Origin of the sequence: Pseudoalteromonas sp. K222D (assembly GCF_017653575.1) — a bacterium.
In the GTDB taxonomy this organism is placed as follows: domain Bacteria; phylum Pseudomonadota; class Gammaproteobacteria; order Enterobacterales; family Alteromonadaceae; genus Pseudoalteromonas; species Pseudoalteromonas nigrifaciens.
This window is the reverse complement of sequence record NZ_JAGGDL010000005.1, coordinates 147,857-159,053: the sequence shown is the minus strand read 5'-3', so window position 1 is coordinate 159,053 and position 11,197 is coordinate 147,857. Positions and strand designations below refer to the sequence as shown.

General features: G+C 39.9%; 6 protein-coding genes, 5 tRNA genes and 2 pseudogenes. 1 reads left to right on the top strand and 12 read right to left on the bottom strand.

Annotated elements, in window-relative coordinates:
* From J5X91_RS04905 to J5X91_RS04850, 12 genes and pseudogenes are all read right to left on the bottom strand, one after another.
* Positions 1-75, bottom strand: a pseudogene (locus tag J5X91_RS04905) (Mobile element protein); the annotation flags it as partial.
* Positions 76-316: 241 nt separating this feature from the next.
* Complete coding sequence (locus J5X91_RS04900) at positions 317-2,218, bottom strand: SurA N-terminal domain-containing protein (protein WP_089368565.1); 1,902 nt, start codon at positions 2,216-2,218, stop codon at positions 317-319.
* Positions 2,219-2,389: 171 nt separating this feature from the next.
* Positions 2,390-2,698, bottom strand: a pseudogene (locus tag J5X91_RS04895) (HU family DNA-binding protein); the annotation flags it as partial.
* A 170-nt stretch (positions 2,699-2,868) separates the two neighbouring features.
* Positions 2,869-5,229, bottom strand: coding sequence for an endopeptidase La (gene lon, locus J5X91_RS04890; protein ID WP_011328718.1), 2,361 nt, complete (start codon positions 5,227-5,229; stop codon positions 2,869-2,871).
* Positions 5,230-5,378: 149 nt separating this feature from the next.
* Positions 5,379-6,662 (bottom strand): ATP-dependent protease ATP-binding subunit ClpX, encoded by a 1,284-nt coding sequence (clpX, locus tag J5X91_RS04885; RefSeq protein WP_011328719.1) that lies wholly within the window; start codon positions 6,660-6,662, stop codon positions 5,379-5,381.
* Positions 6,663-6,794: 132 nt separating this feature from the next.
* On the bottom strand, positions 6,795-7,412 hold the full coding sequence (gene clpP / locus J5X91_RS04880) for an ATP-dependent Clp endopeptidase proteolytic subunit ClpP (protein WP_011328720.1): 618 nt from the start codon (positions 7,410-7,412) through the stop codon (positions 6,795-6,797).
* Positions 7,413-7,576: 164 nt separating this feature from the next.
* A complete protein-coding gene (tig, locus tag J5X91_RS04875) occupies positions 7,577-8,881 on the bottom strand; it encodes a trigger factor (RefSeq protein WP_011328721.1) in 1,305 nt (434 codons plus the stop codon).
* A 456-nt stretch (positions 8,882-9,337) separates the two neighbouring features.
* Positions 9,338-9,414 (bottom strand) — tRNA-Pro (locus J5X91_RS04870).
* Positions 9,415-9,478: 64 nt separating this feature from the next.
* Positions 9,479-9,555 (bottom strand) — tRNA-Pro (locus J5X91_RS04865).
* Between the two features lie 15 nt (positions 9,556-9,570).
* Positions 9,571-9,646, bottom strand: a tRNA-His gene (locus J5X91_RS04860).
* A 23-nt stretch (positions 9,647-9,669) separates the two neighbouring features.
* A tRNA-Arg gene (locus J5X91_RS04855) sits at positions 9,670-9,746 on the bottom strand.
* A gap of 116 nt (positions 9,747-9,862) precedes the next feature.
* A tRNA-Pro gene (locus J5X91_RS04850) sits at positions 9,863-9,939 on the bottom strand.
* A 345-nt stretch (positions 9,940-10,284) separates the two neighbouring features.
* Here J5X91_RS04850 and folD point away from each other — a divergent pair.
* Positions 10,285-11,139: a bifunctional methylenetetrahydrofolate dehydrogenase/methenyltetrahydrofolate cyclohydrolase FolD gene (folD, locus tag J5X91_RS04845; protein ID WP_011328722.1), complete on the top strand. Its 855-nt coding sequence runs from the start codon at positions 10,285-10,287 to the stop codon at positions 11,137-11,139.
* Positions 11,140-11,197: the final 58 nt, after the last annotated feature.

Genomic DNA, 11,197 nt, shown 5'->3' with positions numbered 1-11,197 from the left:
GCGTACACAGCGCGAAATACAGTGATAGTATTTTGTATCGACCAAACTAACCTGACGTTTTCTTGCGATAGCCATGTTGCACCCTGCTTGATTATTGAACTAATCAGAGCATAGTTAATTACACTGATATTACAAATATTAGGGTGGGTGTCTGCATTAAAAATATTTCAACTGTAAACCTAAATACCAAATTCGGTTAATCACTTACTGATATCTGGCACCTTCTTTTAGTAATAACTACTTTTCCTAATAGCTGCTTTTTTACAAACAAAAAAGGCGCTTTAAAAAGCGCCTTTTAATTATTTTATTACGAATTTTACTCTGCGGCTTGCGCTACATTTGGTAAGTTAATTTTCGCTTGAGCTTTTAATGACTCAATAAACACCATGTAGTTTTTGTTTGCTTGTGCCATGGTAATGTTTTGCTGAATTTGTGGGTCAATATTATCTGCAACTTCAGCGTTCGTTACCGATTTAAGCGCAACAATCGCAGCATCACCATTATTTAAATTAACTAGCTCAACGATTGCTGAATCAGTTGGGTGAGCCATTTTAAATGTTTGCGTCACAATAGCTGGCGAAACAGTATAGCTCTGACGCGTTAACTGCGCTTCTTGGCGAACTGTTAGGTTTTGCTCAGCGGCAACGTCATTTAAGCTCTTGCCTGCTTGTACTTCTGCAAAGAGTGTACGGGCTTTTTCTTTAGCAAGCGCTGATGTTTTCTCGTTAACTAAGCTGGCTTTAATTTGCTCGCTTACATCGCTTAGTGCTTTAGTGGCAGCTGGCTCATGTTCATTAACACGCACCACAATAACATGCTCATTACCTAACTCAATCAGCTCTGAGTTTACTTTATCTTCAAGTAAATCAACTGATGTTAATGCTGTAATAACTGCAGGGCTGTTTAACGGCTCTGGTAGCTCATTTAGCGCTACAAGTGGAGTAGACTTAATCTCTACACCCGCGGCTTCTGCTGCATCAACTAAGCGGTCTGAAATTTCAAACGCAAGCGCGGCCATTTCTGTTTGCTTTTCGTAAAATGCATCTACTTTTTCAGCTTTTTCTAGTTCTGCACGTAAATCTGCTTTTACATCATCGTAGGCTTTTACTTGCTGCGCCTGTAGGTCGGTTAGTTTAATAATGTGGTAACCAAATTCTGATGCTATAACGTCTGAGTAGTCACCTTTATTTTCGAGCGCAAATGCTGCGTCTTCAAAAACAGGATCCATTACATCACGTTCTATCCACTCTAAATCGCCACCCATTTCGCCACTTACAATATCATCAGACGATGATTCTGCTAGCTCGGCAAAATCAGCACCTTGATTTAATTGCGCTAATAAAGACTCTGCTTTTGCTTTAGCTGCATCATCGTCTTCACTGTTATCAATTAAAATATGCGAAACACGACGCTTTTCAGGCTCAACGTATTGCGCTTTACTTTGTTCGTAATAGGCTTTTACGTCATCTTCAGTTACTGAAGCAACTGTAATGTCTTGCGCTTTTAGCTCTATGTAATTAACCGATAAACGCTCTGGAGATAAAAACTGGCCGCTATTTAATTCATAGTAATCTGCTATTTCTTGCTCACTCACTACAACACTGTCTTGCATTGCTTCTTTATTAACTACTAGGTAGTCAATGCTGCGCGTTTGTTGTTGTAGAGCAATGGCACTCTCAAGTTCATTTTTTAGCGCAAAATCACTTCCCGCAACAGCAGATACAAGCTGGCTGCGTGTCATGTCTTTACGTAAATACTCGCGAAATGAGTCTGGTTGAAAGTTCATTTGACGAATAACTTGCAAGTAACGGTCGTTGTTAAAGCTTTCACCAATTTTAAAATAAGGTAATTCTAAAATGGTTTGTCTTACACTTTCATCGCTTACACGAAGGCCTAACTCTGCCGCTAGTTGAGTTTGCAGTTCTTGTTGTACTAAACGGTCAATTACACCTTGGCGTATTTGCGCCATGTAATTTGGATCGGCTGCAATTTGGGTAAAGTATTCACCAAACTGTTGCTCTAATCGGCCTCGTTCATTTTGAAACGCACGATTAAATTCGGTTTGACTAATTTTAATACCATTTACTTCAGCAACAGGTTGTTCTGTGGTTTGACCTAGGTAACTACCAATTCCTGCTAAAGCAAAAGATAAAATCACGGCGCCTAAAATTACTTTGGCTATAGGTCCTTGCGAACCTTCTCTGATTTTCTCAAGCATTTGTTTATCTCTTTTCTGAGCAAGGTTTTTACCTTGTCATATGTAAAAAAAGCGTATCTTACCAGATACGCTTTTTCACTTGAAGTAACTGGCGGTAAAGTTACTTAATTCATCTTCTGTGGTCATTAAGTATTTTTACACTCGCCACAACTAATGTGTTTAAAACAGTGATTAGTTTACTGCGTCTTTTAGTGCTTTACCTGCTTTAAATGCAGGGATAGTTGCAGCAGCAATTTGAATTGTTTCGCCAGTTTGTGGGTTACGGCCTGAACGTGCAGCACGGTCACGAACTGAAAAAGTACCAAAACCAACAAGTGCAACTGAGTCGCCTTCTTTAAGTGCGCCAGTAACTGATTCGATAAATGAATCTAGTGCACGACCTGCAGCCGCTTTAGAAATGTCAGCATCAGCTGCGATTTGATCGATTAATTGAGATTTATTCACAATATCATCCTCTTTAATTGTTGTTATCAAGAGCGATTGTTTTTTACTAACATCACTGTTTTGAAAATTTAGAGCAAACTATTATGCTCATACGATTATATTTTTCTTAAGCCTAGTAACCATAAGGGCTAGGCTTGAAAACCAGTGCTTAACTTATCATACCGTTTAGATTTGAAAAGCCCCTAAAAGCACTTTTTTAGCGTTTTTTATCGGTTTTTCGGCGTTTCGACTGAAAAACTATCAACTGGGTGCACTAAAGCAAGTTTTAATACTTCATCAATCCATGTAACTGGGTGAATATCGAGGCCAGCCAATACGTTGTCTGGGATCTCTTTTAGGTCACGTTCGTTAATTTTTGGAATAATAACCGTTTTAATACCGCCGCGATGCGCTGCTAATAATTTCTCTTTTAAGCCACCAATTGGTAGTACTTCACCACGCAATGTAATTTCGCCTGTCATGGCAACATCGGCACGTACCGGATTACCCGTTAAGCTCGACACTAAACCAGTTACCATAGCAGCACCTGCACTTGGACCATCTTTAGGCGTTGCGCCTTCAGGTACGTGTACATGAATATCGCGCTTTTCATAAAAATCACTGTTAATACGAAACTCTTCCGCTCGGTTTCGTACTACTGTCATGGCTGCTTGTATCGACTCTTGCATTACATCACCTAATGAGCCGGTATAGCTAAGCTTACCTTTACCTGGTACTGCGGCGCATTCAATAGTTAGCAAGTCGCCGCCCACTTCAGTCCATGCAAGGCCTGTAACTTGGCCAATACGGTCGCCGTCTTCTGCTTTACCGTAATCAAAGCGTTGCACCCCTAAAAAGTCCTCTAGGTTGTGCTCATCGATAGTGACTGTTGTGGTGTCTTTTTCGATTAAAATATTTTTAACCGCTTTACGACATAGTTTAGATATTTCGCGCTCTAAATTACGTACACCCGCTTCACGCGTGTAATAACGAATAATACCGGTAATGGCACTATCGGCTATCTCAATTTCATGCTCTTTTAAGCCATTACGCTTAACTTGCTTGGTAATTAAGTGCTGTTTAGCAATATTTAGTTTTTCATCTTCGGTGTAACCCGACAAACGAATAACTTCCATTCGATCTAGTAACGGCCCTGGAATGTTAAAGCTGTTTGATGTAGCAACAAACATCACATCCGACAAATCGTAGTCAACTTCTAGGTAGTGATCGGCAAAATGACTATTTTGCTCAGGATCTAACACCTCAAGTAATGCAGATGCGGGATCACCACGCATGTCTGATGACATTTTGTCGATTTCATCAAGTAAAAACAATGGGTTTTTAACGCCCACTTTTGTCATATTCTGAATCATTTTACCTGGCATTGAGCCAATGTAAGTACGACGATGGCCACGAATTTCAGCTTCATCACGTACACCGCCAAGCGCCATACGAATATACTTACGGCCGGTAGAGCGTGCAATAGATTGACCTAAAGAGGTTTTACCCACACCAGGCGGCCCTACTAGACACAAAATAGGCCCTTTAAGCTTGTTAGTACGTTGTTGCACCGCTAGGTACTCTAAAATACGTTCTTTAACTTTTTCTAAGCCGTAATGGTCGCTATCAAGTATTTTTTGCGCGCCAGCTAAATCTTTTTTAACTTTTGAGCGTTTTTTCCACGGTACACTAATTAGTGTATCTATGTATGAGCGCACTACACTGGCTTCTGCCGACATTGGCGACATCATTTTTAGCTTACTTAACTCAGCCGTCGCTTTTTCTTTTGCTTCGGTTGGCATGCCCGACTCTTCAATACGCTTTTTCAGCGCTTCAAACTCGTCTGGCACATCATCAAGTTCACCGAGCTCTTTTTGAATAGCTTTCATTTGCTCATTGAGGTAATACTCGCGCTGTGATTTTTCCATCTGCTTTTTAACGCGGCTACGTATTTTTTTCTCAACTTGCAGTAAATCTATTTCGCCTTCCATTAGCGCCATTAAGTATTCTAAGCGTTCGGTAACACTTGAGGTTTCTAATACTTTTTGTTTTTCAGGCACTTTTAATGGCATATGAGCTGCCATGGTATCGGCAAGGCGCGCCGGATCGTCAATCCCCGAAACCGAAGTAAGTACTTCTGGTGGGATTTTTTTATTGAGTTTTACATAGCCTTCAAATTGGCTAATTGCGCTGCGAATAAACACATCTTGCTCATGCTCATCTATTGATTCTGATTCAATAAACTGCGCATTAGCTACAAAAAATTCTTCGCTATCAATAAATTCTTCAATTTTTGCGCGCTGCGTACCTTCTACTAAAACTTTTACTGTACCGTCTGGTAACTTTAATAACTGAAGTACAGTGGCAATAGTACCAACACGATAAATATCATCTTGCTCAGGCTCATCTACGGTTGCATCTTTTTGGGCAACCAAGAAAATTTGTTTGTCTTTATCCATTGCCGCTTCAAGGCATTTTATTGATTTTTCACGGCCTACAAAAAGCGGGATCACCATGTGCGGATATACCACTACATCGCGCAGTGCTAATACTGGGATTTCGACTCGATCGGTTCTCTCAAGCGTCATTATATTTCTCTTTGCACTTCATTTATTTTAAAGATTACTCAAGTATATGGGGATAACCTAATTAAAGTTCAACGATTTTCCCGTACTCAATTAAATTAATTATAAAAAAAGGAGCCTAAGGCTCCTTTTTAAATCAAATAGCTTAAAAACTACTCAGATGCTGCTTTATCTTGATTATTATTTTCATAAATCAAAATTGGGTCTGATTCACCTTTAATTACGGTTTCATCTATAACCACTTTGCTTACATTATCCATAGAAGGTAGCTCATACATAGTATCAAGTAATACACCTTCAACGATTGAACGAAGACCACGTGCACCTGTTTTACGCTCCATTGCTTTGTGGGCAATTGCAGCTAAGGCATCATCGCGAAACTCAAGCTCAACATCTTCCATACCAAACAATACTGAGAACTGTTTAGTAATGGCGTTTTTAGGCTCACTTAAAATTTGTATTAGTGCAGCTTCATCAAGTTCAGTTAATGTAGCAACTACCGGTAAACGGCCGATAAACTCAGGGATCAAGCCGTACTTAACTAAATCCTCTGGCTCTACGTCTTTAAATGTATCACTTAAAGAGCGGCTCGCTGCAGACTCTTTAACATCAACACCAAAACCAATACCGGTATTTTTATGGCTACGTTGCTCAATCACTTTATCAAGACCTGAGAATGCGCCACCACAAATAAACAAGATTTTAGACGTATCTACTTGTAAAAACTCTTGCTGTGGGTGCTTACGGCCACCTTGTGGTGGAACCGAAGCTATGGTGCCTTCTATCAGTTTAAGTAGTGCTTGTTGCACGCCTTCGCCTGATACATCACGCGTAATTGACGGGTTATCTGATTTACGAGAAATTTTATCAATTTCATCTATGTAAACAATGCCACGTTGCGCTTTTTCAACATCGTAATCGCATTTTTGTAACAGCTTTTGAATGATGTTTTCAACATCTTCACCCACATAACCCGCTTCGGTTAATGTGGTTGCATCGGCCATAGTAAACGGCACATCTAATAAGCGTGCTAACGTTTCTGCTAGTAATGTTTTACCACTACCTGTAGGACCAATTAATAAGATATTACTTTTACTTAGTTCAATATCTTGCTTAGTCGACTGATTACGTAGGCGTTTGTAATGGTTGTATACCGCTACAGACAATACTTTTTTAGCATGGTCTTGGCCAATAACATAGTCGTCTAAGTGTTTACGAATTTCTTTTGGTACAGGTAGTTTGTCAGAGGCATCGTGCTTAGGCGCAATGTCTTTTATTTCTTCTCTGATAATATCGTTACACAACTCTACACATTCATCACAAACATATACTGAAGGGCCTGCAATTAATTTGCGTACTTCATGTTGGCTTTTGCCGCAAAAAGAACAGTATAACAATTTACTACTTTTGTCGCCGTCTGTAGGAGTGTCAGACATTCAGCTACCTCATTTTATACGTTGGCCACCAAATTGGTCGATGGCTATTTCAATACGTTTTAACTATACCAAAATTTAATTTTTTCGCATAGTAACTCAAAGTGGCAAACAGCCTAGCTGTTTGCCAAACGCTTACTTGCTAGCGCGATTTTTAAATACTGAGTCTACAATGCCGTAATCTACAGCTTGATCAGCACTCATAAAGTTATCACGATCAGTGTCTTTAGAAATCACGTCTAATGGTTGGCCTGTATGCTCAGCCATTAAGCGGTTTAGCTTGTCTTTAATAGACAGGATTTCTTTGGCATGTATTTCAAAGTCAGATGCTTGACCTTGGAAACCACCTAATGGTTGGTGGATCATTACGCGTGAGTTCGGTAGGCAAAAACGTTTGCCCTTTGCCCCAGCGGTAAGTAAAAAAGCACCCATGCTAGCAGCTTGACCTACACAAATTGTACTTACATCTGGTTTAATGAAGTTCATTGTGTCGTAAATTGCCATACCCGCAGTAACCGAACCACCTGGTGAGTTTATATATAAAAAGATATCTTTATCTGGGTTTTCTGATTCTAAGAACAACATTTGCGCTAAAATCAGGTTTGCCATGTTGTCTTCAACAGGACCCGTTAAAAAGATAATACGCTCTTTTAATAATCTCGAATAAATGTCATACGAGCGCTCGCCTTTAGGTGTTTGTTCAACAACCATAGGGACCAATGCGTTTAGGGGATCTGTAATACCAATATTCATACTTATTTAATTCCTTATGCGCTTATACTTGTCCTTATTAAAGAAAAGCATAGTTATCATTTTTCGCAAATTAAGAACCACAAACTAAAATGGCCCGAGCACACTGCATAAACAGAGTAACACGAGCCATTTAATCGTTAGCGAGCACTTAAGTCAATGACTTATTAAGCACCTTGCTGTGGATTCATGATGTCGTCAAATGCTGTTTCAACGTCAGTCACAGTTGCTTTAGCTAAGATAGCCTCAACAGCTTGCTCTTCCATTGCTACATTACGCATTTGCTGCATAAGTTGATCATTCGCTTTGTAGTATTCTACTACTTCAGTTGGATCTTCGTATGCAGAAGCTACCGTTGCGATTAATGCTTCAACTTTAGCGTCGTCAACTTTAATCTCGTTAGCTTTAATCACTTCACCTAATAAAAGGCCAGTTTTAACACGTGTTACTGCTTGCTCATGGAACAATTCAGCAGGAAGCTCAGGCATGTTTTGCGCATCGCCACCAAAACGTTGAGCAGCTTGCTGACGTAATGCGTCAACTTCTTGATCAACTAGTGCTTTAGGCACTTCAATTTCGTTGTTCGCTAAAAGACCTTTAATAGCTTGATCTTTAACGTTAGCTTTAACCGCTTGGTCTAGCTCACGTGTCATGTTCTTTTTAACTTCAACTTTAAGCGCGTCAACACCACCTTCGGTAACACCGAATTTAGTTGCAAATTCTTCGCTTAATTCAGGTAACTCTTGCGCTTCAACTTTTTTCACTGTGATAGTGAATTGAGCCGCTTTACCTTTTAAGTTTTCAGCATGGTAATCATCAGGGAAAGTTACGTCAGCAATTGCTTCTTCGCCTGCTTTTTTACCTACGATATTATCTTCAAAACCTGGGATCATACGACCTTGGCCAAGTTCTAATGGGAAGTCTTCAGCTTTGCCGCCTTCAAATACTTCACCGTCGATAGTACCTACAAAATCAACCGTTACACGGTCGTTTTCGCCAGCAGCTGTATCAACTTCAGCCCAGTCTGCGTGTTGCTTACGAAGTGTTTCTAGCATGTTAGCTAAATCTTCGTCAGTTACTGTTACGGCTGGTTTTTCAACTGTAATTTTGTCTAAACCTTGAACTTCAACTTCAGGGTAAACTTCAAACGTAGCCGAAAACTCTAAATCTTTACCAGCTTCAAGTGCTTTTGGAGCAAATGTTGGTGCGCCAGCTGGGTTAATTTTTTCTGAAACAATTGCTTCATAGAAATTACGTTGCATTACTTCGCCAGCAACTTCTTGACGAACTGCTGGTCCAAAACGCTTGTTAATTACTGATGCTGGAACTTTACCAGCACGGAAGCCATCAATACGCTGCGTTTTTGACAGTTGTTGTAAGCGTTTTTTTACTTCATTCTCAACGTTCTCTGCAGGAACGGTGATGGTCAGACGGCGCTCAAGGCCTTGGGTCGTCTCAACAGAAACTTGCATGATTTACCTCAATCTTCAATTTTGGCGACTGTTCGCCTTCTTTACACACAAAGTCATCTTTAGGAGTCTTGATAAAATTTAAACCTTTGTGGCTTAAAAACATTCGTCGCTACCACCAGATACCATTGCTGCTCTGCCCTGCGGGCACTATATTAAAATAATAGACGCGGCATTATAACGTAATATTGATGATAGTCGAGTGTAGGAAACAATTTTTTGAAGCACAATTGTGTTATTAGTAATCAAGCGAATAAAAAACAGGCTAATTTAGCAGCTAATCAAAAGTATAAAGTTATAGTTTATAAGTTCTAAAATAGTTTATTAGTGAGTTTTTATTATTTATTTTCGAATATTAACAATCTCTGCTTTAACAAAGTGCTCGATAATACTGATTTTGAAGTGAGTAGTGCGTGTAATATCAAAACCATTTTCATTTATTATTGTTAATAAAGAAAATGGTCGGCGATGCAGGATTTGAACCTGCGACCCCTTGGACCCAAACCAAGTGCGCTACCAAACTGCGCTAATCGCCGATATATTTTTTATACTTAACTTTTGAATACTTAAACTTTGTATTTAAGACCATTTATAAGAAAATGGTCGGCGATGCAGGATTTGAACCTGCGACCCCTTGGACCCAAACCAAGTGCGCTACCAAACTGCGCTAATCGCCGATACTCTTTGTAAATTGGGGTGACTGATGGGGCTCGAACCCACGACAACCGGAATCACAATCCGGGGCTCTACCAACTGAGCTACAATCACCACGGCATTTACTTGTTTTCAAATGGTGCACCCAGAAGGATTCGAACCTTCGACCCACGCCTTAGAAGGGCGTTGCTCTATCCAGCTGAGCTATGGGCGCATCGAAAACTTCATAGTTTACCAATAAGCTAATTACGTAAGTACAATGGCTTTGTGCAAATGTACTATTGCATTAATACCCAAATAATATCCACTTAGCTTAATTACTTAAGAAAGTGGTCGGCGATGCAGGATTTGAACCTGCGACCCCTTGGACCCAAACCAAGTGCGCTACCAAACTGCGCTAATCGCCGATGCTTATAATTGTTAGCGAGTGACCTCGTTGACAACGGGGTGCATAATAGTGATTTGGCTGGGTTAGGTCAAACGTTTTTTTAAGAAAACAATTCAATTGCTCACTTTTAGTTCATAATAGCCAGAATAACCTAATAGCCGGCTGAAATTTAGACTATTTTGTATAATCAAATACGCTATTAGCTAAAAGCAACTTGGCGCTTTAGTGCTTTTCTGCGAAAATAGTAAACATATTAAAAATGGATTTAATAAAGTAAGTATTTCTTTATTACATTACCCCTATTTTTTGTATATCCATTTTAAGTATCTGTATCAAGTTAATTAACCCTAATTAAAGGTCACCCATGACGGCAAACATCATTGATGGTAAAGCAATAGCAAAACAAGTACGTAGCGCAGTTGCACAACGCGTTTCAGAGCGAGTAGCACAAAACCTTCGTGCGCCCGGTCTTGCAGTAGTGCTTGTAGGACTCGACCCTGCGAGTCAGGTTTATGTTGGCTCAAAACGTAAAGCCTGTGAAGAAGTTGGTTTTATCTCTAAATCTTTTGATTTACCAGCAAATACCACTGAGCAAACACTATTAGAGTTAATTGATGAATTAAACAACGATCAAGAAATAGACGGTATTTTAGTACAACTCCCTTTACCTGAAGGTCTTGATGTAGAAAAGATTCTTGAACGTATTACCCCGCATAAAGATGTAGATGGTTTTCATCCTTACAATATAGGCCGACTAGCCCAACGTATGCCAGCCCTTCGTCCTTGTACACCAAAAGGTATTATTACCTTACTTGACTCAACGGGTGTGCGTTATAAAGGATTGCATGCTGTGGTTGTAGGTGCATCCAATATTGTAGGGCGTCCTATGGCACTAGAGCTATTGTTAGCTGGTTGCACTACCACTGTTTGTCATAAGTTTACACAAGACTTAGAAACCCATGTTCGTCGGGCCGATTTATTAGTGGTTGCAGTTGGTAAACCTGAATTTATTCCTGGTGACTGGGTTAAAGAAGGTGCGATTGTTATTGATGTAGGTATTAACCGCTTAGATAGCGGTAAGTTAGTGGGTGATGTTGAATATAGTGTTGCTGAGCAAAAAGCTGACTTTATTACCCCTGTACCTGGTGGTGTAGGCCCTATGACAGTGGCAAGCTTGATTGAAAACACCCTCGAAGCGTGTGAAAAATATCATAGCTAAACGCTAACAGAATCAAAAAAGGGTTGCCAAGTGGCAACCCTTTTTAATGCAAATAATA

Bases quoted from the DNA above. Each gene is read 5' to 3' on its own strand.
- clpX (WP_011328719.1), bottom strand. From the start codon at position 6,662: ATGTCTGACACTCCTACAGACGGCGACAAAAGTAGTAAATTGTTATAC.
- folD (WP_011328722.1), top strand. From the start codon at position 10,285: ATGACGGCAAACATCATTGATGGTAAAGCAATAGCAAAACAAGTACGT.
- clpP (WP_011328720.1), bottom strand. From the start codon at position 7,412: ATGAATATTGGTATTACAGATCCCCTAAACGCATTGGTCCCTATGGTT.
- tig (WP_011328721.1), bottom strand. From the start codon at position 8,881: ATGCAAGTTTCTGTTGAGACGACCCAAGGCCTTGAGCGCCGTCTGACC.
- J5X91_RS04900 (WP_089368565.1), bottom strand. From the start codon at position 2,218: ATGCTTGAGAAAATCAGAGAAGGTTCGCAAGGACCTATAGCCAAAGTA.
- lon (WP_011328718.1), bottom strand. From the start codon at position 5,229: ATGACGCTTGAGAGAACCGATCGAGTCGAAATCCCAGTATTAGCACTG.